The organism is Spirillospora sp. NPDC046719 (assembly GCF_040645715.1).
GTDB lineage: Bacteria > Actinomycetota > Actinomycetes > Streptosporangiales > Streptosporangiaceae > Spirillospora.
On record NZ_JBEYYT010000004.1, the window covers coordinates 1 to 23,186 of the forward strand.

General features: G+C 74.4%; 23 protein-coding genes. 7 read left to right on the plus strand and 16 right to left on the minus strand.

What is annotated here, in order from left to right; translation table 11 throughout:
• Both ABZ914_RS01495 and ABZ914_RS01500 read left to right on the plus strand, forming a co-directional pair.
• Positions 1 to 471, plus strand: a 471-nt coding sequence (locus ABZ914_RS01495; protein WP_500190884.1) for an alpha/beta fold hydrolase, incomplete at its 5' end; no start/stop codon positions are given.
• The gene (locus tag ABZ914_RS01500) at positions 468 to 980 is read left to right on the plus strand and encodes a cupin domain-containing protein (protein WP_500190885.1); all 513 of its coding nucleotides are present in this window, start codon (positions 468 to 470) and stop codon (positions 978 to 980) included. The genes ABZ914_RS01495 and ABZ914_RS01500, both read left to right, overlap by 4 nt.
• Positions 981 to 1,134: 154 nt before the next feature.
• Here ABZ914_RS01500 and ABZ914_RS01505 read toward each other — a convergent pair whose 3' ends face one another.
• From ABZ914_RS01505 to ABZ914_RS01520, 4 genes are read right to left on the minus strand one after another with little or no spacing between them, the layout of a single operon-like run.
• Positions 1,135 to 2,334 carry an alcohol dehydrogenase catalytic domain-containing protein gene (locus tag ABZ914_RS01505; RefSeq protein WP_500190887.1) on the minus strand — a complete coding sequence of 400 codons (1,200 nt, stop codon included), beginning with the start codon at positions 2,332 to 2,334 and terminating at the stop codon, positions 1,135 to 1,137.
• Positions 2,331 to 3,257, minus strand: coding sequence for an ABC transporter permease (locus ABZ914_RS01510; protein ID WP_500190889.1), 927 nt, complete (start codon positions 3,255 to 3,257; stop codon positions 2,331 to 2,333). Before ABZ914_RS01510 ends, ABZ914_RS01505 begins: the two co-directional genes overlap by 4 nt.
• Entirely contained in the window at positions 3,254 to 4,036 is a 783-nt protein-coding gene (locus tag ABZ914_RS01515; protein WP_190864594.1) for an ABC transporter ATP-binding protein, read from the minus strand. Before ABZ914_RS01515 ends, ABZ914_RS01510 begins: the two co-directional genes overlap by 4 nt.
• A 3-nt stretch (positions 4,037 to 4,039) precedes the next feature.
• The gene (locus tag ABZ914_RS01520) at positions 4,040 to 5,125 is read right to left on the minus strand and encodes an ABC transporter substrate-binding protein (RefSeq protein ID WP_500190891.1); all 1,086 of its coding nucleotides are present in this window, start codon (positions 5,123 to 5,125) and stop codon (positions 4,040 to 4,042) included.
• Positions 5,126 to 5,339: 214 nt separating this feature from the next.
• On the opposite strand from ABZ914_RS01520, the gene ABZ914_RS01525 reads away from it, so the two are divergent.
• Entirely contained in the window at positions 5,340 to 5,903 is a 564-nt protein-coding gene (locus ABZ914_RS01525) for a MarR family winged helix-turn-helix transcriptional regulator (RefSeq protein WP_190864598.1), read from the plus strand.
• Between the two features lie 53 nt (positions 5,904 to 5,956).
• Here ABZ914_RS01525 and ABZ914_RS01530 read toward each other — a convergent pair whose 3' ends face one another.
• Complete coding sequence (locus ABZ914_RS01530) at positions 5,957 to 7,432, minus strand: aldehyde dehydrogenase (RefSeq protein WP_500190892.1); 1,476 nt, start codon at positions 7,430 to 7,432, stop codon at positions 5,957 to 5,959.
• Positions 7,433 to 7,563: 131 nt separating this feature from the next.
• On the opposite strand from ABZ914_RS01530, the gene ABZ914_RS01535 reads away from it, so the two are divergent.
• Positions 7,564 to 8,715, plus strand: a complete 1,152-nt coding sequence (locus ABZ914_RS01535) for an MBL fold metallo-hydrolase (protein WP_500190893.1) — start codon at positions 7,564 to 7,566, stop codon at positions 8,713 to 8,715.
• 4 nt (positions 8,716 to 8,719) lie between these two features.
• Positions 8,720 to 9,112: a nuclear transport factor 2 family protein gene (locus ABZ914_RS01540; RefSeq protein ID WP_500190895.1), complete on the plus strand. Its 393-nt coding sequence runs from the start codon at positions 8,720 to 8,722 to the stop codon at positions 9,110 to 9,112.
• A gap of 11 nt (positions 9,113 to 9,123) precedes the next feature.
• Here the strand turns inward: ABZ914_RS01540 and ABZ914_RS01545 are convergent, their stop codons facing one another.
• The 10 genes from ABZ914_RS01545 to ABZ914_RS01590 all read right to left on the minus strand — a co-directional run bounded on the left by ABZ914_RS01545 (position 9,124) and on the right by ABZ914_RS01590 (position 19,935).
• Positions 9,124 to 10,290: a cytochrome P450 gene (locus ABZ914_RS01545; protein ID WP_500190896.1), complete on the minus strand. Its 1,167-nt coding sequence runs from the start codon at positions 10,288 to 10,290 to the stop codon at positions 9,124 to 9,126.
• A gap of 96 nt (positions 10,291 to 10,386) precedes the next feature.
• Complete coding sequence (gene leuD / locus ABZ914_RS01550) at positions 10,387 to 10,986, minus strand: 3-isopropylmalate dehydratase small subunit (RefSeq protein ID WP_500190898.1); 600 nt, start codon at positions 10,984 to 10,986, stop codon at positions 10,387 to 10,389.
• Complete coding sequence (leuC, locus tag ABZ914_RS01555; RefSeq protein ID WP_500190899.1) at positions 10,986 to 12,386, minus strand: 3-isopropylmalate dehydratase large subunit; 1,401 nt, start codon at positions 12,384 to 12,386, stop codon at positions 10,986 to 10,988. The genes leuD and leuC overlap by 1 nt, the downstream gene beginning before the upstream one ends.
• Positions 12,383 to 13,339, minus strand: a complete 957-nt coding sequence (locus tag ABZ914_RS01560; protein WP_500190901.1) for an NAD(P)-dependent oxidoreductase — start codon at positions 13,337 to 13,339, stop codon at positions 12,383 to 12,385. The genes leuC and ABZ914_RS01560 overlap by 4 nt, the downstream gene beginning before the upstream one ends.
• A complete protein-coding gene (eno, locus tag ABZ914_RS01565; RefSeq protein ID WP_500190902.1) occupies positions 13,336 to 14,619 on the minus strand; it encodes a phosphopyruvate hydratase in 1,284 nt (427 codons plus the stop codon). The genes ABZ914_RS01560 and eno overlap by 4 nt, the downstream gene beginning before the upstream one ends.
• A complete protein-coding gene (locus tag ABZ914_RS01570) occupies positions 14,616 to 15,629 on the minus strand; it encodes a phosphotransferase family protein (protein ID WP_500190904.1) in 1,014 nt (337 codons plus the stop codon). Before ABZ914_RS01570 ends, eno begins: the two co-directional genes overlap by 4 nt.
• Positions 15,626 to 16,741: an alpha/beta hydrolase family protein gene (locus ABZ914_RS01575; protein ID WP_500190906.1), complete on the minus strand. Its 1,116-nt coding sequence runs from the start codon at positions 16,739 to 16,741 to the stop codon at positions 15,626 to 15,628. Before ABZ914_RS01575 ends, ABZ914_RS01570 begins: the two co-directional genes overlap by 4 nt.
• Positions 16,738 to 17,586 (minus strand): HpcH/HpaI aldolase family protein, encoded by an 849-nt coding sequence (locus ABZ914_RS01580; protein ID WP_500190907.1) that lies wholly within the window; start codon positions 17,584 to 17,586, stop codon positions 16,738 to 16,740. The genes ABZ914_RS01575 and ABZ914_RS01580 overlap by 4 nt, the downstream gene beginning before the upstream one ends.
• Positions 17,583 to 19,130 carry a long-chain-fatty-acid--CoA ligase gene (locus ABZ914_RS01585; protein ID WP_500190909.1) on the minus strand — a complete coding sequence of 516 codons (1,548 nt, stop codon included), beginning with the start codon at positions 19,128 to 19,130 and terminating at the stop codon, positions 17,583 to 17,585. Before ABZ914_RS01585 ends, ABZ914_RS01580 begins: the two co-directional genes overlap by 4 nt.
• A gap of 160 nt (positions 19,131 to 19,290) precedes the next feature.
• Complete coding sequence (locus ABZ914_RS01590; protein WP_500190911.1) at positions 19,291 to 19,935, minus strand: TetR/AcrR family transcriptional regulator; 645 nt, start codon at positions 19,933 to 19,935, stop codon at positions 19,291 to 19,293.
• 147 nt (positions 19,936 to 20,082) lie between these two features.
• Between ABZ914_RS01590 and ABZ914_RS01595 the strand changes: the two genes are divergently transcribed.
• Positions 20,083 to 20,661 carry a VOC family protein gene (locus ABZ914_RS01595; protein ID WP_433142834.1) on the plus strand — a complete coding sequence of 193 codons (579 nt, stop codon included), beginning with the start codon at positions 20,083 to 20,085 and terminating at the stop codon, positions 20,659 to 20,661.
• Positions 20,662 to 20,674: 13 nt separating this feature from the next.
• A complete protein-coding gene (locus ABZ914_RS01600; protein ID WP_500190912.1) occupies positions 20,675 to 22,222 on the plus strand; it encodes a class I adenylate-forming enzyme family protein in 1,548 nt (515 codons plus the stop codon).
• 26 nt (positions 22,223 to 22,248) lie between these two features.
• On the opposite strand, the gene ABZ914_RS01605 is transcribed toward ABZ914_RS01600, so the two are convergent.
• The gene (locus ABZ914_RS01605) at positions 22,249 to 22,974 is read right to left on the minus strand and encodes an HD domain-containing protein (protein WP_500190914.1); all 726 of its coding nucleotides are present in this window, start codon (positions 22,972 to 22,974) and stop codon (positions 22,249 to 22,251) included.
• Positions 22,975 to 23,186 lie beyond the last annotated feature (212 nt).

Sequence of the window (23,186 nt, forward strand, 5' to 3'; positions counted from 1 at the left end):
GCCCGCCCCCACCCCCCCGGCGGCCCCGCCCCCGCCCCCCCCACGGCCCCGCCCAGGCGGCCGCGCGCCGCCGAGCTGGCCGAGCGCGGCCCGGCGGAGTTCGCCCGCGCCCGCGCGCCGCGGCTGCTCTCCCCGGGCGCGTCGCCCGCGGACGTCGCGCGCGTCGCCGAGGCCATGGCCGCCGCGATCCGCCTGCCCGGCTACGGCCACGCGGCCGAGTCGATGGCCGCCACCGACCACGGCGACGCGTTCGCCCGGATCACCGCTCCGACGCTCGTGCTCGTGGGCGAGCACGACGCGGTCTGCCCGCCGGCGGAGAGCCGGCTCATCGCGGCCTCCGTGCCCGGCGCCCGGTACGCCGAGATCCCCGGGGCCGGCCACCTCGCCCACCAGGAGCGGCCCGAGGCGTTCGCCGGCGCCGTGCGCGACTTCCTTCTTCCCCGTTCACAAGCAGAGGAGAACCCAGCATGACCGAGAAGACCGCCACCGACCTGGACCAGCTCATCGACTCCTGCATCGCGAGCCGCGAGAGCCGCTTCGAGGACTGGGACACGCTCGCCTTCCAGGCCAAGGCCGGGGACGAGTTCCGCCGCGCCCAGATCCGCTACATCGGGTCCGGCGCGACGGGGAACCACGAGACCGACGCGCGGATCCTGCCGTCCGAGCACTTCACGTTCTCGAACATGCGGCTCCCGGTCGGCGGCGTCGGCCCGGAGCACACCCACCACGACGTGGAGGAGGTCTTCTTCGTCCTGGAGGGCGAGCTGGAGGTCTCCGTGCACGACGTCGAGGACGGCACCCGGACGGCCAGCCGCGTGCTCGGCTACCGCGACCTCATCCGGGTCCCGGCGGGCGTGCCGCGGAGCCTGCGCAACGTCGGCGAGGGCGAGGCCCTGTTCTGCGTGATCATCGGCACGCAGAAGCCGCAGCTCCCGACCTACCCGCCGACCTCCCCGATGCACGGCGTCACGCGCGGTTGAGCGTCCGGGCAGGTCCCGGTCCCGGAAGCCTCCGGGACCGGGACCACTCCTTTGGAGGCGGCCGCCGCGCAACCGAGGAACGGCGAACGGCGCCGGGACCGACATCGGTCCCGGCGCCGTCGTGCGGTCGGGCGTTATCCGGCGGGCGCGCGCCTCACGGGACGAGGACGAACTTGCGTCCGGCCCCCGCCATGGACTGCGCGTAGGCGTCGGCGCCCTGCTCCAGCGGGACCGCGGTGGCGCGGACGGCGTCCGCGATCCCCACCCCGCCGAGAAGCACGGCGGCGGCGAGCTCGTCCTGGTAGCGCCGGACGGGCGTCGCGCCGGAGCTGACCGTGATGGCCTTGGACCAGATGCCGCCGAGCCAGACGCCCAGGGGCGGCCGCGCACCGGGGGCGCCCGCCGGGTACACGCCCGCGACGGAGATGGCGCCGCCGTGGCGCACCACCCCGATGATGTCGTTGAGCGCCGCCGCGACGGGGGTCCGGCCGTCCGCTCCGGCCGCCGCCACCGTCGCGTCGGAGACGCCGACGCAGTCGATGCCCGCGTCCACGTACGGGACGCCGACGGTCTCGGCGACGATCTCGGCCAATTCGCCGGACGCCAGGTCCGCGGCGGCGAACCCGGCGGCGCGGGCGTGCGCGAGCCGCTCGGCGTTGAGGTCGCCGACGATCACGGCGGCGGCGCCGAGCATCCGGCACGCGACCGCCGAGGCGAGGCCGACCGGCCCGGCCCCGGCGACGTAGACGGTGGAGCCGGGGCCGACGCCGGCGGAGCGGGCCGCGTGGTAGCCGGTGGGCAGGATGTCGCCGATCATGGCGACGTCCAGCAGCCGCTCGCGGGCGCGGTCGGCGTCGGCGAAGACGTGCAGGTTGAAGTCCGCGTACGGCACCAGCGCGTACTCGGCCTGCATGCCGGCCCATCCGCCGAAGCCCTCGCCCATCCCGTAGGTGGCGCCGGGCCGGGCCGGGTTCGTGCGCAGGCAGTGCCCGGTGCGGCCGGCCCGGCAGTTCGCGCACCGCCCGCAGGCGACGTTGAACGGCACCGAGCACACGTCGCCGGCCCTGACGCGCTCCACGTCCCGGCCCGTCTCGACGACGACGCCGGTCAGCTCGTGCCCGAGCACCATGCCCTCGGCGGCGCCCGGCCCGTGCAGCGTGTGCAGGTCGGACCCGCAGACGCAGGTCGCCAGCGTCCGCACGATCACGCCGTGGTCGCAGCGGCGGGGCAGCACGCCGGGCGCCGCCCGGGTCTCCAGGGCGGGCATCGGCGCCTCGCCCACCACCGCGCGTCCGGGCCCGGCGTACACGACGGCGCGCTGCGTCCCGTTCGGGGACGCTCCCCCGCCGGTCACAGCGAGCCCGACGCCTCGTGCGAGCGCCCGCCGCGCTTGCCCGGCAGCAGGACCCGCTCCAGCACCTCCACGAGGACGAACAGCACGAACCCGATCACCGTCAGCCAGGCGATCGAGGCGAACACCGTCAGGCTGTCCATGTCGCCGCGGGCGGTGATCAGCAGGACGCCGAGGCCCTTGTCGGCGCCGACGAACTCGGCCACCACGGCGCCGACGACGGCGAGGGTGATGCCGACCTTGACGCCCGCGAAGATGCTCGGCAGGGCCCACGGCCAGCGGATCTTCCAGAACGCCTGCCAGCGGCTCGCGCCCATCGACCGGACCAGCATCAGGCTCTCCGGGCGGGCCGCCTTGAAGCCGACGAGCGAGTCGATGACCACCGGGAAGAAGCAGATCAGCGCGACCATCAGCACCTTCGGCAGCTGGCCGAAGCCGAACCAGATGATGAACAGCGGCGCGATCGCCACCTTCGGCACCACCTGCGCGATGATCAGCAGCGGGTAGATCGCGCGCCGCGCGACGCCGCTGTAGACCATGGCGACCGCGATGGGCAGCGCGACCACCACGGCCAGCGCGAACCCGGCGAAGATCGCCACGATGGTCGGCACGGACTGGTCGGCGAACGTGCCGAAGTCGCCGAACATCTTCCCCATGACGTCGCCGGGCGCGGGGAGCACGTACTCCTCCACCGCGCCGGACGCGCAGACGGCCTGCCACACCGCGACGATGATCGCGACCAGGATCAGCGGCAGGATCCAGTCGGCGGCCCGGGACTCCAGGAACCGCTTCCCCGCCGGACGCCGGGCCGCCCGCGCACGGGCGGCGGGCCGTTCCGGGGCGGGCGGCGTCGCCCCGCCGCCCGCCGGTCCCGGCCCCTGCCCTGTCCCCTTCCGGGCGTGCTTGGACCGCACCGTGCCGCTCACTTGGGCTCCTCCCTCAGGACGCCGAGGTTCTCGAAGACGCCGCGGATCTCGCCGACGAGGTCGGCGAACTCCCGGCCGGTCCGCGCGCTCAGGTGCCGCGGGCGCTCCAGCGGCACCCGGAACTCGGCCGCGATGCGGGCCGGGCGCGGCGAGAACACCAGCACCCGGTCGGCGAGGAAGACGGCCTCGTCGATGCTGTGGGTGACGAAGACGACCGTTTTGCGGCGCTCCATCCACATCCGCTGCAGGTCGATCTGGATCTGGTCGCGGGTGAGGGCGTCGAGCGCGCCGAACGGCTCGTCCATCACCAGGATCTGCGGGTCGTGCAGCAGCGCCCGGCACAGCGCCACGCGCTGCTGCATGCCGCCGGACAGCTCGTCGGGGTAGGAGTCCTCGAACCCGCCGAGGCCGACCTGCCCGAGCAGTTCGCGGGCGCGCCGCTCGGCCTCCTGCCGGGGCGCGCGGCGGATCTCGCTCTGCAGCAGGACGTTCTGCAGCGCCGTCCGCCAGGGCAGCAGCTCCGCGCCCTGGAAGACGAACCCGAGGTCGGTGTAGGGCTTGAGGACTGGTTCGCCCTGCACCCGCACCTGGCCGGTGGACGGCTGGGTCAGCCCGGCGAGGGCCATCAGCAGGGTGCTCTTGCCGCAGCCGCTCGGCCCGACGATGGCGAGGAACTCGCCGCGCTCCAGCTCGAAGGACATCTCGCTGACCGCGGTGACCGCGTCGAAGGACTTGGTGAACCGGTCGAACTCGATGAAGGGGGCGGTCGCGCCGGCCATCGGCTACTTCCCTCCGAACGCGTCGGAGCAGCCGGACAGGAAGGCGTTGCTCGCGGCGTCCGCCGGGGTGATCTTGCCGGGGTCGACGCCGCCGTACTGCTCCATCACCCGGATGGTGCTCTTCCAGTCCTCGGCGGAGGTGCAGCCGAACGGCTGGCCCTTCGTCCGGTCGGTGGTGAGCAGCTTCGCGGACGCCTGCCACTGCTGCTTGACGACCTCCTTGGAGAGGCTGGTCGTCTTCACGAACGCGAAGAAGGACTCCACCGCCGCGTCGGTGTCGGCGTCGGTCGTCTGCACCGCCTCCGCCGTCGCGGCGAGGAACTTGCGCAGCGTGCCGGCGTCGCCGTCGGCGAACTTCTTCGAGGTGACGATGCCGGAGCTGAGCACGTCGAGACCGGAGTCGGCGTAGCCGAGGACGGTCAGGTCGCACTTGCACTTGACCTTCATGTTCGGCTCGGTGACGTTGAGGAGCCCGAAGGTGAACTGCGTCTTGCCCTGGACGAACAGGCTGTCGCGGGTCGGCACGTCGACCTTGTTGAGCTTGACCGAGTCCGGGTCGAGGCCGGTGGCCTTGGCGAACGCGGGGAAGACCGTCTCGGGCGCGGAGCCGGCGGTGAACCCGGCGGTCTTGCCCGCCAGGTCCTTGGCGCCGGTGATGCCGGAGTCCTTGCGGGCGAAGACGGCCAGCGGCGACTTCTGCACCATCCCGGCGACCATCTTCACCGGCATGTGCTTGCCGACGGCCTGCACCAGCGCGCCGGCGTCGGCGTAGCCGATGTCGTCCGAGCCGTTGGCGACCGTCTGCAGGGTGGTCGCCGACCCCTTCCCCGGGTTGAGCGTGACGTTGAGGCCGTGCTTGGCGTAGATGCCCTTCTGCACGCCCACGATGAGGGGCAGGACGGCGCCGGTGTAGAAGACGTCGGTGCGGACGGTGACCTTCGTGCGTCCGGAGGCGTCCTTCTCCGGCTTCGAGTCCCCGCATGCCGAGAGGGCGAGTGCCGCCGTCAGCGCCAGTGCGGCGCCGGAAAGGGCCCGGCGGCCCCGGCGGCTCCGGCGGGCCGTGCGGACCGCGGCGAAAGCTATGTGCATCGTGACCTCGTGTGAAAGCTGGCTCGGCGGCGCGGGCTGGGGGCCGTCCGTGGCGGTGCGCGGCCGTCCGAGCGGTGTCCCGCCGGGGGCTCGGCGGCAGGTGGTTCGTCCCGAAGTATCTGGGACCTAAATTACTTGTGTCAAGATATCTTGGTTCCGCTATTGTTTCGGACGGCTCACGGATCCGCCCCACTCTCATCACACGGACGGTGCAATGGACGACGGTGCAACGGACACGGTCGGGAAGGCATTGGACGACTGGCGCCGGGAGCGTCCGGACCTCGACCCCTCGCCGATCGGCGTCTTCGGCCGCCTCCGCCACGTCGCCGAACTCTCCCGCCAGGAGCTCGAGGCGTTCCTCGCCCCGTACGACCTGACGCCGAAGTCCTTCGACGTGCTCGCCAACCTGCGCCGCGGCGGCCCGCCCTACCGCAAGACGCCGTCCGAGCTCGCCGAGTCCTCGCTGCTGTCCAGCGGCGCGATGACCGGCCGGCTGGACGCGCTCGAACGGCAGGGCCTCATCCGGCGCAGCCCCCATCCGAACGACCGGCGGGTGATGTTCGCCGAGCTGACGCAGGTCGGCCTCGGCCTCATCGACGACGTGTTCGCCCGCCACCTGGCGAACGAGGAGACCCTGCTCGCCGGGCTGACGGCGGAGCAGCGCGCGCGGGTCATCGACGGCCTGCTCCTGCTGCAGCGGTCCATCGAGTCCGCCGTCGCCGGCCGTGCCGTCGCCCCGCCGCGCCGCCCGCGCCGCTCGTCCCGCAACTCCGTCTGACGTCCGGGAGGCGCCGCTCCTCACGGGGGCCCGCTCCTCACGGGCACTGTTCCTCATGAGGCCCAGGGGAGCGGCTCCTCCGCCAGGTCCCAGTAGACGCTCTTCTGCCGCGCGTAGGCGAGGATCCCCTCGCGGCCCTTCTCGCGGCCGATCCCGCTGGCCTTCATGCCGCCGAACGGCGTCGAGATGCTGAACTGCTTGTAGGTGTTGATCCAGACCGTGCCCGCCTCGATCCGGCGGGCGACGCGCCAGGCCCGCCGGTAGTCGCGCGTCCAGATCCCGCAGGCCAGCCCGTACACCGAGGCGTTGGCCTGCGCGATCAGGTCGTCCTCGTCCTCGAACGGCAGCGCCACGAGGACGGGCCCGAAGATCTCCTCCTGGCACGTGGCCGAGCCGTTCGGCAGCCCGTCCAGGACCGTCGGCAGGTAGTAGGCGCCCCGTGCCCACGCGTCGCCCTCCGGCGCCCGCCCGCCGCACAGCACCCGCGCCCCTTCCGCGCGGGCCCGGTCGACCATCCCGGCGACCCGGTCCCGGTGGGCGTGCGTCACCAGCGGCGCGACCTGCGTCGCCGGGTCGGTCCCCGGCCCGACGCGGAGCCGCCCGGCGCGCGCCACGAGCTCGTCCACGACCTGCCGGTATACCGAGGAGTGGATGAAGACGCGCGAGCCGGCGATGCAGCTCTGCCCGGACGAGGAGAAGACGCCGAACAGCAGGCCCGCGATGGTCCGCTCCAGGTCGGCGTCGGGGAACACGATCGTCGGGGACTTCCCGCCCAGCTCCAGCGAGACCGGCATGATCTTCTCCGCGGCCACCGCGCCGATGGCGCGCCCGGTGGCGGTGCCGCCGGTGAACGACACCTTGCCGACGCCGGGGTGCCGGACGATCGCGTCGCCGGTGACGCCGCCCGGTCCGGGCAGGACCGACAGCAGGCCCGCCGGCAGCCCGGCCTCCTCGACCACCCGGCCGAGGGCGAGCGCCACCAGCGGGGTCCACTCGGCCGGCTTCAGCACGACCGCGTTGCCCGCCGCGAGCGCCGGGGCGATCTTCTGCGCGTCGCTGGCGATCGGCGAGTTCCACGGGGTGATGGCGCCGACCACGCCGATCGGCTCGTGCACGCTCATGCTCAGGTAGGGCCCGCGCGAGGGCGTGAGGTCCCCCTCCAGCGTCTCCAGCGCCGCCGCGAAGTAGCGGAACGTGGCCTGCGCGCTGTGCACCAGCGCGCGCGTCTCGTTGATCGACTTGCCGGTGTCGCGCGTCTGGAGCGCCGCGAGCCGCTCGGCCGAGCCGGCGATCCCGTCGGCGATCCGGACGAGGTACCGGGCGCGCTCGTGCGGCAGCAGGTCGCGCCAGGCGGGGTCGGCCGCCGCGGCGGCGCCGGCCCGCACCGCCTCGTCCACGTCGGCGGCGTCCGCGCCGTGCAGGCGGGCGATCACCGTGCCGTCCAGCGGGCTGAGCGAGGCGAACTCCGCCCCGGACCCGCGCCGCCAGATCCCGCCGACCAGGATCTCGTCCGCACCGCCAGCGTCCATCGCCTCGGCCCTCCCGTGTCCGTAGATAGCTTGGAGCAAAGATATCAAGAACCCAGCTTTTTCGGGGTATTGCGCCCGGACTCTTTCTGAATCTAATGTCAGCTTCATTCTCGGCACGGATCGGAGCTGGCATGTGCGACGGGCAGGCGGACGGGACGGCGGCGGCACGGCCGTCGCGGCGGGCGGTCATCGGATCGGCGGCGGTGGCGGGGATGGCCGCCCTCGGCGCGGTCGGCGCCCCGGGCCGGGCGCTCGCGGCGCCGGCGCGGCCCGACCCCGGCCCGTCGGACGCGCGGACGAGGCTGGTGCTGCTCGGCACGGCGGGCGGGCCGGTGCCGATCGCGGAGCGGTTCGGGATCTCCAGCGCGGTGGTGGTCGGCGACCGGACGTACCTGTTCGACGCCGGGCGGGGATCGGTCAGCCAGTACGTGCGGGCGGGGCTGCCGCTGAAGTCGCTGCGGGCCGTCTTCGTGACGCACCTGCACGCCGACCACACCGCCGACCTGTTCAACTACCTGATGCTGGCGCAGGCGAGCCCGGACGGTGACGCGCTGGTGCCGCCGGTGCGGGTGCTCGGGCCGGGCCCGGCCGGAGCGATGGGGCCGCCGTTCGCGGGGCCGCGCCCCGTCCCGAACGTCAACCCGGACGACCCCACGCCGGGCCTGAAGGACCTGATCAACGGCAGTCTGGCCGCGAACGCCTACACGTTCAACATCTACGGGCGGGAGGGGGCGACGCCGCTCCACCCGGAGTCGATCCTGGACCTCACCGAGATCGACGTGTCCCGGACCGGCGCGGACCCGCTGAAGAACCGCGCCCCGCGCATCCGCCCGTTCACGGTGTTCGAGGACGACCGGATCCGCGTGCAGGCGACGCTCGGCGCGCACGGCCTGGTGTTCCCCGCGTTCGGGTTCCGCTGCGAGACGCCGGACGGGGTGATCGCCTTCTCCGGCGACACCGGCTACCACGAGAACATCATCGAACTGGCGCACGGCAGCGACGTCCTCGTCCACGAGGCCGTCAGCGTGGACTACTACAAGGACAAGAACCAGAACGAGGCGTTCATCGAGCACCTGAAGGAGGCGCACACCGACGTCACGCAGGTCGGGGACGTGGCGCGGCTGGCGGGCGCCGGGAAGCTCGTGCTCAGCCATCTCGGCCCGGCGAAGCCGAGCATGGTGCCGGACCGCGTCTGGTACCAGGGCGCCCGCACGTCGTACCGGGGGCCGGTGGTCGTCGGGAACGACCTGGTCACGGTCCCGCTGGCGCGGAAGCGGGGCTGACGTCGTGGAACGATCCATCGAGCGCCTCGCGGACGAGTTCATCGCCGCCGTCGAGGCCGGGGACCTGGACGCCGTCCGCACGTCCCTCTACGCCCCGGACGCGGAGATCTGGCACAACACCGACGACAAGGTGATCGGCCCCGAGGAGAACCTGCGGGTGCTGAGCTGGCTCACCGCCACCCTCCGCGACATGCGGTACACCGAGATCCGGCGCCGGCTCACGCCGGACGGGTACGTCCAGCAGCACGTCCTGCGGGGCGTCGTGCCGGACGGCACGGAGCTGACGCTGCGGGCCTGCTTCATCGTGACGGTGAAGGACGACCGCATCACCCGCCTGGACGAGTACATGGACCCGACCCAGAGCCGCTGCCTGGACCCCTACCGCCCCGCCCGCTGAGTCGTGGCGTGTCAGGAGCCCCAGGCCAGGGGGAGGGTGTCCAGGCCCAGGACGAGGCTGGCGTGCTCGGTGGGGCGGGCGCCGTCGGGGACGCGGTAGTGCGGGATGCGGCGGTGCCACTCCTCCAGGGCGACGCGCAGTTCCAGGCGGGCCAGGTGCGAGCCGAGGCAGCGGTGCGGTCCGGCGCCGAAGGCGATGTGCCGGTTGGGCGTGCGGTCGAAGTCGACGGTCCGCGGGTCGGGGAACGCGCGGGGATCGCGGTTGGCCATCGCGAGCGGCAGCATGACCATGTCGCCCGCGCCCATGGGGCAGCCGTGGGACGCGGCGTCCGTGACGCGTTTGCGGGCGGGCAGCACCAGCGAGTAGGCGCGCAGCAGTTCCTCGACGGCGTCCGGGACGATGCCGGGTTCCGCCGTGATCCGGGCCCGGTCGGCGTCGTGGCGGGCGAGGTGCCAGAACGAGTACGACAGCTGCGCGGCGACGGTGTCGAGCCCGGCCAGGAAGAGCAGGGTGCACAGTTGCAGCAGCTCGTCGTCGGTGACGGGCCTGCCGTCCGGCTCGAACGCGAGCGCGGCGCTGACGACATCGTCGCGCGGGTCCCGCCGCCGCTCGGCGATCAGCTCCCGGAACAGGGCCGCCACGCTCCGCATGGCCTCGGCCCGCCCGCCCTCGGCCGGGGGCGCGTGCAGGATCGCGTACTCCCACCGCAGGAACTCCTCCAGCCGGTCGACCGGGAGGCCCATGAACTCCAGGAAGACGGCCGTCGGGTAGCGGCGGGCGAAGTCCGTGACGAAGTCGCACTCCCCCCGGCCGGCCAGCGCGTCGATCAGTTCGCCGCATCGCCGCCGGACGCCGTCCTCCATCGCGGCTGCGCGGGCGGGGGTGAAAAGCGGGCGCAGCAGCCGCCGCCAGGTGGTGTGCTCGGGCGGGTCCAGCATGACCGGGATCCACCGGTAGGACGGGTCCGGGTCGGTGACGGCGATGGCCCGGCTGGAGTGCGACGCGGTGTCCTGGTAGGCGGCGAGGATGTCGGCGTACCGGGTCAGCACCCAGAACCCGTGCCGGGCGCCGCTGTGGAAGGCCGGGCAGCGCTCGCGGAGCTCGTCCAGCATCGCGTGGGTGGTCCCGGCCGGGCGGGGCTCGCCGAACGGGTCGAAGTCGATCCGAGGATGGCTCATGGCACTCCCGCCCGCCGCGCGCGGCCCCGCGGCCGCACGCTGGCGATCATAGGTTCCGCGAGCGCCCCCGGCTGGGATCCCCCGTTTCGGACGCGCTCAAATCCCGGGGCGGCCGGTCGGCATCCAGGGCGGGCGGGTGCGCTCGTAGGCGGTGACGGCCTCGTCGCGGGCGAGCGTCAGGTCGATCTCGTCGAGGCCGTGGACGAGCCGGTGGTGCGCGGACGCGTCCAGCTCGAAGGGCGCGTCGCAGACGCCGTCGCAGCGGACGGTCCGCCCGGCGACGTCCACGACGATCTCGGTCGCGGAGTCGGCCGTGACCGCGGCGAGCAGGGCGGCGACGACGGCGGGCGCCGCCTGCACCGGGACGAGGCCGCTGTTGGGCAGGTTGCCGCGGAAGATGTCGGCGAAGCTCGGCGCGATGATCGCGCGGAAGCCGTGGTCGCGCAGCGCCCACGGGGCGTGCTCGCGGGACGAGCCGCACCCGAAGTTCGGGCCGCTGACCAGGATCGGCGCGCCCCGGTACGCCGGGTCGTTCAGCACGAACGCGGGGTCGCGGCGCCACTTCTCGAACAGCCCGGCGGCGTACCCGGTGCGCTCGACGCGCTTCATCCAGCGGGCCGGGATGATCTGGTCGGTGTCGACGTCGGACCGGTCGAGCGGGACGGCCCGTCCGGCGACGCGCGTGACGGGTTCCATCAGCGCGCCTCCCCGAGGTCGGCGGCGCTCGCGAGGTGCCCGAGGACGGCCGACGCGGCGGCGGACTCGGGCGAGACGAGGTGGGTGCGGGCGCCGGGTCCCTGGCGGCTCTCGAAGTTGCGGTTCGACGTGGACGCGCTGTGCGCGCCGGGCTCGACGACGTCGCCGTTCATCCCGACGCACATCGAGCAGCCGGAGGAGCGCCACTCGAATCCGGCGGCGCGGAACACCTCGTCCAGGCCCTCCTCCTCGGCCTGCCGCTTCACCCGGGTGGAGCCGGGGACGGCGAGCGCCCGGACGGACGGCGCGACGCGGCGCCCGCGCAGCACCCCGGCGGCGGCGCGCAGGTCGGCGAGGCGCCCGTTGGTGCAGGAGCCGATGAAGACGGTGGAGACGGCGATGTCGCGGAGGGCGGTGCCGGGGGCGAGGTCCATGTAGGCGAGGGCGCGTTCGGCGGCGGCCCGCTCGGCGGGGTCGGCGAACGAGCCCGGGTCGGGGACGGTGCCGTCGATGCCGGTCGTCTGCCCCGGGTTGGTGCCCCAGCTCGCCTGCGGGCCGATGCCCGCCGCGTCGACGGCGGCCTCGCGGTCGAAGGCGGTGCCGTCGTCGGTGCGGAGGGTGCGCCAGTCGTCCAGGGCGCGTTCCCAGAGCCGCCCGCGCGGGGAGCGCTCGCGGCCCTCCAGGTAGGCGAACGTGGTGTCGTCGGGGGCGATCACGCCGCTGCGCGCGCCGGACTCGATGGCCATGTTGCACACGGTCATGCGGCCCTCCATCGGCAGCGCGGTGATCGCGTCGCCGCGGTACTCGATGAGGGTCCCGGTGCCGCCGGCGGTGCCGACGCGGGCGGTGATCGCGAGGGCGAGGTCCTTGGCGGACGTCCCGGGACGGGGCGTCCCGCGCACCGTGACGGCCATGGTGCGGGGACGCGGCATCCAGAGCGTCTGGGTGGCGAGGACGTGCTCGACCTGGCTCGTCCCGATGCCGAACGCGACCGCGCCGAACGCGCCGAGGGTGGCGGTGTGGCTGTCGCCGCAGACGATCGTCATGCCGGGCTGGGTCAGGCCCAGCTCGGGGCCGATGACGTGCACGACGCCCTGGCCGGGCGAGCCGAGCGGGTGGAGTTCGATGCCGTGCCGCGCGCAGTTCTCCTGCTGGACGCGCAGCTGCCGGGCGGCGAGGCCGTCGAGCAGGGACAGCGGGTCGGGCCCGGTGGGGACGTTGTGGTCGGCGGTCGCCACCGCGAGGTCGGGCCGCCGGACGGGACGTCCAGCGATCCGCAGTCCCTCGAACGCCTGCGGCGAGGTCAGCTCGTGCAGCAGGTGCATGTCGATGTAGAGGAGGTCGGAGTCGCCGCGTTCGATGACGTGGCGGTCCCAGACCTTGTCGGCGAGCGCGGTCACGAGTCCGCTCCCTGGACGACGTTCTGCAGCGGCGCCCCGGACGCGAGGCGGCGCGCGTTGGCGGCGGCGATGGCCACGCAGCGCTCCAGCGTCTCGCCGGTCAGCCACGCAACGTGCGGCTGCACGACCACGTTGTCCAAGGCCAGCAGCGGGTTCGCCGGGTCGACGGGCTCGGTCGTGAACACGTCGAGCCCCGCCGCGCCGAGCCGGCCGGTGCGGAGCGCCTCGACCAGCGCCGCCTCGTCGACGACGCCGCCGCGCGAGGTGTTGACGAGGATCGCGCCCGGCCTCATCCGGGCGAGCCGGCCGGCGTCGATGAGCCGTTCGGTGCCCGGGGTCAGCGGCAGGTGCAGCGACACGATGTCGGACGCGGCGAGCAGCTCGTCCAGCGGCCGCCAGGACGGGTCGGCGGCCGTGCCGGACGGGCTGTGCCACAGCACGGTCGCGCCGAGCGCGGTGAGCGGCGCCTCCAGGCGCCGGGCGACCGCGCCGTGCCCGACGAGGCCGACGACGCGCCCGCCGATCTCCCCGACCCGGTCGGCCAGGGCGGTGTCGAGCGGCCAGCCGTGCCCGGCGCGGGTGGCGGCGTCCAGCGGGACGACCCGGCGCAGCGCGGCGAGCATCAGCGCCAGCGCGGCCTCCGCGACGGCGGGCGCGTTCGCGCCGGCCATGTTCGCGACGGTCACGCCCCGCGCGCGGGCCGCGTCCAGGTCGATGGTGTTGACGCCCGAGCCGAGCTTCTGGACCAGCCGGAGACCGGGGGCGCGGCCGAGGTCGTCCGCCGTGATCGGGCGCAGCACGTGCCACAGGACGTCGGTCCCGGGCAGCAGCGCGGCGAACCGGTCCTCGTCGTCCTCGGCGCACCATCGCACGTCGAGGCCGTCGAGGAAGGGGGCGAGACGGGCGCGCAGGGCGGGCGTCGGCGCGAGGTGGCACAGGACGCGGGGCGTCACGGCGCGAGTCCCGGCCCGAGCCCGGCGCGTCCGGCGTAGCGGGCGGCGCCGCCGAGCCCCTCCTCGACGCGGAGCATCTCGTTCCACTTGGCGGTGCGCTCGCCGCGCGCCGACGACCCGACCTTGAAGCCGCCGCTGCCCCAGCCGACCGCGAGGTGCACGATCGTGACGTCCTCGGTCTCGCCGGACCGGGCCGACACGATCGCGCCGAGGCCGCTCTCGGCGGCGGCGTCCAGCGCGGCGCGCGCGCGAGTGAGCGTGCCCGCCTGGTTCGGCTTGACCAGCACGGTGTTGGCGGTGCGCCGGGCGGCGGCGGCGCGGACGCGGTCGGCGTCGGTGACGAGGAAGTCGTCGCCGACGATCTGGATCCGGTCGCCGGCCGCCTTGGTGATGAGCGCCATGCCGTCGGGGTCGTCCTCGGCGAACGGGTCCTCGACCGACACGATCGGGAACCGGTCGAGCCAGCCGAGCAGCACCTCGCCCCAGCCGTCGCGGTCGTACTCGCGGCCCTCGCGGGCCAGCCGGTACGTGCCGCCGGAGCCGAACTGGGTCGCGGCGACGTCGATCGCGATGCCGACGTCGGCGCCGGGCGTGAGGCCGGCGCCCTCGATCGCGGCGACGAGGGCTTCGAGGGCCTCGGCGTTGGAGTCGAACGCGGGCCACCAGCCGCCCTCGTCGGCGGTCCCGGCGAGCCGTCCGCGCTCGTCCAGCCACCGGCCCGCGCTGCGGTGGATCTCGGCGGCCCAGTCCAGCGCCTGCGCGAACGAGCCCGCCGCGAGCGGGACGACCAGCAGGTCCTGGAGGTCGAGGCGGCCGTGGGCGTGCGCGCCGCCGCCGAACACCTGGATCTCCGGGAGCGGCAGCCGCGCCGCCGCCGGGTCGAGGTGCCGCCACAGCGGCACGCCCCGGGACGCGGCGGCGGCGTGCGCGACGGCCATCGAGGTGGCGACCGCCGCGTTCCCGCCGATCCGGGAGAAGCCGGGCGTGCCGTCGAGTTCTTCGAGGCGGTGGTCGACGGCGGCCTGGGCGGTGGCGTCCATGCCGGCCAGCGCCTCGGCGATGTCGCCGTTGACGGCCGCGACCGCGCGGGTCACGTCGTGCCCGCCGAACGCGGCGCCGCCGTCGCGCAGGTCGACCGCCTCGCCGGACCCGGTCGACGCGCCCGCGGGGGCGAGGGCGCGTCCGGTGCCGGACGCGGTGCGGACCACGACCTCGACGGTCGGCCGGGCGCGCGAGTCCCAGCGGCGGTGGCCGGTGACGGAGACGATCTCGGTGCTCATGCGGGTTCTCCGGGGGTGTCGGTGAGGTCGAGCCAGCGGGCGGTCAGGTCGGCGAACCCGTCCGGCGGCCGCTCGACCAGGCGGGCGGCGGCGTGCCGGACGGTCCGGCGGGCGTCCTCGCCGAGGTACTCGACCGGGGACAGGCCGTCGACGCGGGCCAGCGCCAGCGCGGGCAGCAGCCGCGCGGCCCGCGCCTCCAGTCCCCCGGCCGGCTCCCAGTCCGCGCCGTCGAGGTAGGCGGCGGCCAGAGCGCGCGCGGCGTCGATGTAGCGGGCGCGCCCGGCGGGCCGCCAGACGGCCTTGAGCAGCAGATGGTTCGCGCAGAACGCCAGGTCGAAGGCGGGGTCGCCGGGGCTCGCGCACTCGGCGTCGAGCAGCACCGGGCCGTCCGGGCCGAGCAGGATGTTCTTCGGGCTGACGTCCCCGTGGATCACCGTGATCGCGGCGGACGCGAGCCCCCCGGCCAGCGCCTCGACGTGCGGCGCGAGCCGGGGGTGCGCCCGCGCCGTCGCGGTCAGGTACGGGTCGATCCGCAGCGTCGCGAACAGCTCCCGCGCGGGCTCCCACTCGGACAGGGGCCCGCGCGCGGCGCCGGAGTGCAGGACGGCGAGCCGCCGCCCGACCTCGGCCGCCACCGGCACGTCGACGTCGCCCGCCGCGAGCCGCTCCTTCCACACCCCGTGGACGGACGGGTCGAGCCATTCGAGGACCAGGACCCCGCCGTCCGCGTCGTAGCCGAGCGGACGGCACGCCGCGCCGGGCAGCAGCTCGGCGGCCAGCGCCAGCCAGCGCGCCTCCCACCCGGACCGCTCGGTCGGCGCCCGCCAGTCGCCCTCGACCTTCAGCCGCGGCAGCGCCCGCTTCGCGCAGACCGGCCCGTCCGGCAGGTCGACCCGCCACACGTCCGACGAGACGCCGCCGGTCAGCGGCTCGCCGCGCACCGGGCCCGGGCCCGCGAGGCCGAGCCGCCGCAGCCCGGCGGCGATCTCCGCGGGGACCTCCGCCGTCATCGGAAGCGCTTGCCGAGCCACGACGCGATCAGGTCGGCGAGGCCGTCGCGCGCGCCGTCCGGCGTGAGGAAGTAGTGGTCGCCGGACAGGTCGTGGCGCTCCTTGTCCTCCGCCGCGAGCGCGTCGTACATCGCGGCGGCGTCGCTGGGGAACACGCCGGTGTCGGCGTCGGCGTTGACGACCAGCGACGGGACGGTGATGCGGGCGAGGTGCGGGTGCGCGCGGGTCTGCGAGTCGTCCAGGCTCCACAGGTTCAGCCAGGTGCGCAGCGTGCAGGCGGCGGCGATCCCGAACACCGACCGGTTGGCGCGCTCCGGCTTCCCCGGGTAGCAGCTGTTCGGGCGCCGGTTCGTCGGCTCGATGGACGGGTCCACCATGCGCGGATCGGCCCAGGTGCGGAACGAGCTGAACGGCCGGTCGTGGTACCCGGCGGCGGACAGCCGGGCCAGCTCGTCCTTCACCCAGGCCGTGATGCGCCGGTTCCGGGCCTCCTGCGCGGCGCGGTACCGGGCGAGGAACTCGGCGCTGTACGGGGGGCCGTTCTCGGGGTTGAACAGGTCGAGGGACGGGTCGGTCGCGAGCGGGTCGGACTCGTCGGTGACCGACGCGTCCATCCAGGACGTGAGCACGTCGGGACGGCCGAGGTGCGCGGCGACGGAGATGTACGCGTCGCCGGCGGGCAGGTCGTCGACGCCGGCGGCGAGGCGCAGGCCCGGCAGCGCGGTGACGTTCGGCTCGACGGCCTGCGACTGGTACGCCGCCATCAGCGAGCCGCCGCCGGAGTTGCCGAGCAGCACGACGGTCTCGGCGCCCGCGACCTCGCGCAGCCACCGCACCCCCACGCCGATGTCGACGAGCGCGTGGTCCAGCAGGAAGTGGCTCTCGTCGCCGCGGAACCGGGTGTTCCAGCCGAGGAACCCGAACCCGCGCTCGGCCAGGTACTCGGCGAGGTAGTGCTCGGAGAAGTCGATCTGGTAGTGCGTCGCGATGAAGGCGGTCTTCGGCCTCGTCCCCGCGCGCCGGTGGTAGAGGCCCTGGCAGGGGTGGCCGCCCGCGCCGGCCCGCCCGATCACCGGGGAGGGGAGGCCCACGAAGGTGCGTTCGATCGTCATGCTGCTCCGTCCTGTCGTGCGGTGCCCTGCGGTGCGGGTGCGGTCCCCTGTCCGGGGTCGCCCTGTCGAGGGTCGCGCCGTGCGGTGGCGTCGTCGAGGGCGCGGCGGAAGTCGCGCGCCCCGGCGGTGATCCAGGCGTCGTAGGAGGTGTAGAGGAACCGGACGCCGAGCGCGGTGAACCGGTCGACCTGGTCGGCGGGGCACAGCGTGCCGGGCGCCGCCGCGCCGGTCGCCGCGATCCGGCCGAGCGCGCCGTCGATGGCGCCCGCGACCTCGGGGTGGTCGGGACGGCCCTGGTGCCCCATCGCCTGCGCGAGGTCGTTCGGCGCGACGAACACGACGTCGATGCCGGGCACGGCGGCGATCTCCTCCGCGTTGCGGAGCGCGCCGGGGTCTTCGAGCTGGACGACGAGGACGGTCTGGTCGTTCTCCTCGTCCAGGAATCCCGGACGTCCGTACGAGCGGCGCCCTCGCGACACTCCGCGCACGCCCTGCGGCGCGAACTTGGCGGCGGCGACGAGCCGCCGCGCCTCGTCGGCGGTGCTCACCTGCGGGACGACGATGCCGTGCACGCCGAGGGTCAGCGCGCGTGCCACCAGCGACGGCTCCAGCGTCCGCACCCGGTACATGGCGGCCATGTCCCACAGCTCGCAGGCCCGGCTGAGGTCGCCGATGCGGTCCCAGGTCACCGCGCCGTGCTCGCCCTCCAGCCACAGCCCGTCGAAGCCGAGCCGCCCGACGAAGTCGGCGGTGTCGGACGACGCGGAGTGCCCGGCCACGACGACCGCGACCTCCCCGCCGGCGAGGGCCCGCTTCACCCGGTTGCCGCGCGCCGGCCCGGTCATCCCACACTCCTTCCGCCCGCGGGCCAGTAGGCGGCCCGCAGCTCGCGCTTGAGGATCTTGCCGCTGGGGTTGCGGGGCAGGTCGTCCACCACGTCGACCGAGGTCGGGCACTTGTAGTGGGCGAGCCGCTCGCGGCAGAAGGCGATCAGCTCGTCCGGCGCGGGCGGCTCGCCCCGCGCGACGACGAGGGCCTTCACGGTCTCGCCCCAGCGCTCGTGCGGCACGCCGATGACCGCCGCGTCGGCGACGGCGGGATGCGCCATCAGCGCGTTCTCGACCTCGACCGGGTACACGTTCTCGCCGCCGGACACGATCATGTCCTTCACCCGGTCGGTGACGAACAGGTAGCCGTCGGCGTCGAGGTGGCCCGCGTCGCCGGTGCGGAACCAGCCGTCCGGGGTCATCGCGGCGGCCTGCTCGGCGGGCCGGTCGCGGTACCCGGCCATCACCATGTCGCTGCGCGTCCAGATCTCGCCGACGCTCCCGGCGGGCAGCGGATCGCCGGTGGCCGGGTCGCGGACGGACAGCTCGACGCCCTCGACCGCGCGCCCCGCCGACGCCAGCCGGTGCTCGGGCGCGCCGGGCGCGTGGTCGGCGGGGCCGAGGAACGTGATCGGCCCGCACGTCTCGGTGAGGCCGTAGCCCTGGACGAGGTCGCAGCCGAGCAGCTCCCGGGCCTCGACGAGGACGGCCGGCGCGATCGGCGAGCCGCCGTAGATCAGCGTCCGGAGCCGGGAGAAGTCGGTCTGCCGCGCGACCGGGTCGCGGACGAGCATCCGCAGCAGCGCCGGGACGACCAGGGCGTGCGTCACCCGCTCCGACTCCAGCAGCCGCAGCACGCCGGCGGGCACGATGTCGCGGACGTACAGGGCGTGCGCGCCGACGCCGAGGCACAGGAACAGCCAGCCGCTGCCGGAGACGTGGAAGGTGGGCGCGGGCACGAAGACGGTGTCGCCGGGGCCGATCGTCCACGGCGCGGGCTTGGCGAGGTTCGCGGCGACGTTCCGGTTGGCGAGCTGCACGCCCTTCGGGCGGCCGGTCGTGCCGGACGTGTAGAAGAGGAACGCCACGTCGTCGGGCTCGGCGGGCAGTCCGGGATCGTCGGCGTCATGGCCCGCGAGCCACGCGTCCAGCGGGACGGCGGTGCTCTCGACGACCACGTGGGGTTCGGCGCCGTCCGCCGCCGGGAGCCCGAGCAGGGGCAGGAACTCCGGCTCGCACACGACCGCGAGGGGCGCGGCGTCGGCGATCACCTCGGCGGTCTCCGGCCGGGACAGCCGCCAGTTCAGCGGGACGCCCATGGCCCTGGCCTTCGACGCCCCGGCCAGGGTCACCGCCCAGGTGGTGGCGTCCCGGCCGAGGAAGGCGACGCGGTCGCCCGGCGCGGCGCCGGCGGCGAGCAGCGCCCGCGCGAGGCGGGAGCTCAGCGCGTCCAGCTCGGCGAACGTCAGCGAGCGGCCGCCGCCCGTCGACACCGCCGGGGCGTCCGGGCGCGCCCGCGCCCAGTGCCGGACCATCCCCGCCGGAGATCCGTCCGTCCCCATGCGGCCTCCTCTGCCGAAAATAAATCTGACGTTGGAATCATGTTAGAGCCGCACGAGGTTTGACAAGCCCCCCGCCCCGTCAGAGGTCGGCCCTGGTCGCGAGCCCGGTCAGCCCGCCCGGTCAGCCCGCCCGGTCAGCCCGCGCGGTCAGCCCGCCCGGTCAGCCGTCCTTGCCGTCGGTCTGGTCGTCGGCCCGCCAGTAGATGGCGCGGTACCAGATCTCGCCGAGCGTGCGGATCGCGGCCTCGTCGTCGATGTCGGCGTCCTCGCCCGCGCCGGCGAGCCGGTCGTAGCAGAACTGGTTGAGCATCGCGACGATCGCCGCGGCGGTGAGGCCCGGGTCGACGCCGGGGCAGTAGCCCTCCCGCTGGGCGCGCCGGACGCTCTCCGCGATGCTCTCCACGGCGTCGTCGCACAGCTCGCGCCAGTGGCCCGCGAACTCCTCATTGATCATGGCGAGCTGGAAGACGCCGACCATCTCGGCGAGCCGTTCGCGATAGGTCATCCAGTGCGCGCGCGCCGACTCCATGACGCGCTCGCGGTGCGGCACGCCGTGCTTGTAGGCGACCACCGCGCGGGCCTTGGCCTCGGCGCGGAAGTCGTCCGCCCAGTGGGCGAGCAGGTCTTCCTTGGAGTCGTAGTAGTTGTAGAACGAGGCGGGCGAGCGGCCGGCCTCCTGCGCTATGTCGGCGACCGTCATCGCGAGGAAGCCCTTGCGGGCGATGATCCGGCGGGCGGCGGCCTCGATCGCGGCGAGCGTCCTGCGCCCGCGCACGGTCGGACGCGTGGTCTGATCCTTCTCCACACCTGAACCTAACACCGGTTTCTCCTCGCACCGTGGCGCCCCGCGTCCCGCCAGGGGGCGCCCCCGGACCTTTACAGCGAGGCCCCCGCGAGGGAGCATGTAAATCTGACGTTAGCATTAGGTTATCCGCCCACCCGAGGAGTGAGCATGAGCGCAGAGACCGCCGGCGAGGAGCCGGCCTTCCGCATCCGCGGCTTCAACCACGTCGCGCTGGTCTGCTCGGACATGAAGCGCACCGTGGACTTCTACAGCGGCGTCCTCGGCATGAAGCTGGTTAAGACCCTGGACCTGCCGGACGGCATGGGCCAGCACTTCTTCTTCGACGCGGGCAACGGCAACTCCCTCGCCTTCTTCTGGTTCCCGGACTCCCCGGAGGCGACCCCCGGCGTCGCCGCGCCGGTGACCGTGCCCGGCTTCGGCGAGTGGACCAGCGGCATCGGCTCGCTCAACCACGTCGCGTTCGACGTCCCGCCCGACATGTTCGAGGAGTACCGGGCCCGGCTGAAGGCCAAGGGCGTGAAGGTCGCGCCGATCGTCAACCACGACGACAGCGAGACCCAGGTCGCCCGCGAGATGCACCCCGGCGTGTACGTCCGGTCCTTCTACTTCCAGGACCCCGACGGCATCCTGCTGGAGTTCGCGTGCTGGCTGCGCGACTTCACGCCCGAGGACGTCGCGCACGAACCGCGCACCGCCGCCGACCGCGACACGCCCCTCAAGGGCTGACGGGGCGCCGGCCGTGCAGAGCTGGATCCACGTCCTCGAATGGCGCGCGTCCGCGCACCGCGACCGGACCGCCGTCCGCGACGACCGCGGCGCCCGCCTCACCTACGGCGAGCTGCTGGACGCCGTGGAGCGCCGCGCGGGCGGCTGGTCCGCGCTCGGGATCGGTGAGGGCGACGTCGTCGCGGTCATGGCGCGCAACAGCGCCGACTTCCTCGTCCACGCGCTCGCGCTGATGCGGGCGGGCGCGATCCCCGCCTTCGTGAACTGGCGGCTCGCCGCGCCCGAGCTGGCGCGGCTGCACGCGCTGCTCACGCCCATCGCGGCCGTCGCCGACCCCGCCTTCACCGCCACGGTCGACGCGGCCGCCCCCGGCCTGCGCGCGCGTGTGGTGATCGGGACGGCGGACGGCGGCTGGGTCCCGGACGCCGGGCTCGACGCTCCCCCGCCTCCCCGCCCGGCCGAGCGGCTCTCCGCCACGGGCGTGTTCGGGCTGATGCACACCAGCGGCACCACCGGGCGCCCGAAGGCGATCCCGCTGGACAACGCCTCGCTCATCCGCAGCCTGTCCGGCTTCGCCATCGAGATCGGCGACCAGGTCCCCGGGTCCCGGCACCTCCAGCTGATGCCGCTGTTCCACCTCGCCGGGTTCGCGCAGGCGATGCAGTGCCTGCTGACCGCCGGGGAGCTGATCGTGCACGCCGCGTTCCAGCCCGGCGCCGTCATCGACGCGATCGAGACGGACCGCGTCGAGTTCTTCACCGCCGGGCCGACGCTCATCGACATGCTGGTCGCCGAGGTGCGGGGCCGCGCCGTCCGGCCCGACCTGTCCGCGCTACGGGAGATCCAGTACGGGTCCGCGCCGATCACACCGGCGTCGCTGCGCGCCGCGCTCGACACCCTCGGCTGCCGGTTCCGGCAGATCTACGGCAACACCGAGTGCCAGTCGTTCATCAGCCTCCTGCACCCCGACGACCACGTGCCGGACGGCCCGCACCTGGCCAGCGCCGGGAACGTCACCCTCGGCTGGGAGGTCCGCGTCGTCGGCCCCGACGGGGCGGAGGTGCCGCCCGGTGAACCGGGCGAGCTGCTGATCCGCGGCGACTCGCTGACCACCGGCTACTGGCGCGACCCCGACGCCACGGCCGCCGCGTTCACCCCGGACGGCTGGTACCGCACCGGCGACGTCGTCCGCATCGACGCGGACGGCTACCTGTTCGTCGTCGACCGCGCCAAGGACATGATCATCAGCGGCGGGGAGAACGTCTTCCCCGCCGAGGTCGAGGCCGCGCTCGCCGAGCACCCGGACGTGGCGGAGGTCGCGGTGATCGGCGTGCCGGACGAGCGGTGGGGCGAGGCCGTCCACGCCGTCGTGGTCGCCGCCCCGGGCACCGCGCCGTCCGGCCCCGACCTCATCGACTGGATCCGCGCCCGGATCGCGCACTTCAAGTGCCCCCGCACGATCGAGTTCGCCGACGCCCTCCCCCGCAACGCCACCGGCAAGGTCGTCAAGACCGACCTCCGGAACGCCCGCCGCCGGCAACCGGAGACCGGCCGAGCCTGACCCGCCCCGCCGCCCCGCCGCCCCGGTCAGGAGGCGGCGCGGAGGGCGTGGGTCTGGAGGATCGCAGCGAAGCGCTCGTCGGCGCGGTCGAGCTGGCCGGTGATGTGCTGCTTGACCGGGACGTCCAGCGGGGTGTCCGGGCGGTTGACCAGCTCGCGGAGCCGGGGGACGAGCGGCCGGTACTTGCGGGCGAGCTTGCGGACCTTCGGGCCCGTGGTGTGCATCAGCCCGACGCCGTTGTCGGTGAAGTCGGACACCTTGATGATGCGCGCGGCCGGTTCGCGGTCCAGGCTCTCGGCGACATGGGCGCGGTACTGGGCGTGGACGTCGCCGCCCCGGTCGTAGACGGGGTTCGTCACCGCGCGGACGAGCCTCGCGACGCGCGGCCCGAACTCCGCCTCCAGCACGTCCAGCGCGGCCTCGCGCGGGTCGTCGTGCCCGTCGCCGGCCAGGTCGGCGGGGTGGTCCTCGACGGAGTCGTGCAGCAGCGCGGCGGCGAGGACGTCCACGTCGTCCACCCGGTAGTGGCACATCACGCGCAGCGTGACGCGGAGCAGGTGGTTGACGACGGGCTCGCTGACCCGGCGGTCCTGCCGGTGCAGGTCGCTCGCCAGGGCCAGCGCGGTGCTGAGGCGCCGCCAGTCCGCCTCGGGGAAGCGGAGGATCTCGCGGGCGAACCGGTCGCGGAGGCCGGCCTCGCCGTACACCGCGGTGATCGTGTGAAGCGGAAGGGTCTCGAGAAAGCCGGGCACCGTGCTCCCCTCTCGCGGGAAGGAGTCCCCGGGTTCGGAGTGTGCGATCCGTTCCCGCGTACAGATCGGACGCGGACCGTGATCATCCGGTTCCGCGTTCCGGGACGGATCACGCGGTGCGCGAGAATCGGCCCCTCCCGACCCGACGCGGCGCGCACCACACCGCCCCGCACCGCCCCGCACCGCCCCGCACGGCGAAAGGACACGACTCG

Coding starts and splice junctions, on each gene's coding strand:
- ABZ914_RS01500 (WP_500190885.1), top strand. CDS start 468: ATGACCGAGAAGACCGCCACCGACCTGGACCAGCTCATCGACTCCTGC.
- ABZ914_RS01515 (WP_190864594.1), bottom strand. CDS start 4,036: ATGGCCGGCGCGACCGCCCCCTTCATCGAGTTCGACCGGTTCACCAAG.
- ABZ914_RS01520 (WP_500190891.1), bottom strand. CDS start 5,125: ATGCACATAGCTTTCGCCGCGGTCCGCACGGCCCGCCGGAGCCGCCGG.
- ABZ914_RS01525 (WP_190864598.1), top strand. CDS start 5,340: ATGGACGACGGTGCAACGGACACGGTCGGGAAGGCATTGGACGACTGG.
- ABZ914_RS01530 (WP_500190892.1), bottom strand. CDS start 7,432: ATGGACGCTGGCGGTGCGGACGAGATCCTGGTCGGCGGGATCTGGCGG.
- ABZ914_RS01535 (WP_500190893.1), top strand. CDS start 7,564: ATGTGCGACGGGCAGGCGGACGGGACGGCGGCGGCACGGCCGTCGCGG.
- ABZ914_RS01545 (WP_500190896.1), bottom strand. CDS start 10,290: ATGAGCCATCCTCGGATCGACTTCGACCCGTTCGGCGAGCCCCGCCCG.
- leuD (WP_500190898.1), bottom strand. CDS start 10,986: ATGGAACCCGTCACGCGCGTCGCCGGACGGGCCGTCCCGCTCGACCGG.
- eno (WP_500190902.1), bottom strand. CDS start 14,619: ATGAGCACCGAGATCGTCTCCGTCACCGGCCACCGCCGCTGGGACTCG.
- ABZ914_RS01570 (WP_500190904.1), bottom strand. CDS start 15,629: ATGACGGCGGAGGTCCCCGCGGAGATCGCCGCCGGGCTGCGGCGGCTC.
- ABZ914_RS01575 (WP_500190906.1), bottom strand. CDS start 16,741: ATGACGATCGAACGCACCTTCGTGGGCCTCCCCTCCCCGGTGATCGGG.
- ABZ914_RS01580 (WP_500190907.1), bottom strand. CDS start 17,586: ATGACCGGGCCGGCGCGCGGCAACCGGGTGAAGCGGGCCCTCGCCGGC.
- ABZ914_RS01585 (WP_500190909.1), bottom strand. CDS start 19,130: ATGGGGACGGACGGATCTCCGGCGGGGATGGTCCGGCACTGGGCGCGG.
- ABZ914_RS01595 (WP_433142834.1), top strand. CDS start 20,083: ATGAGCGCAGAGACCGCCGGCGAGGAGCCGGCCTTCCGCATCCGCGGC.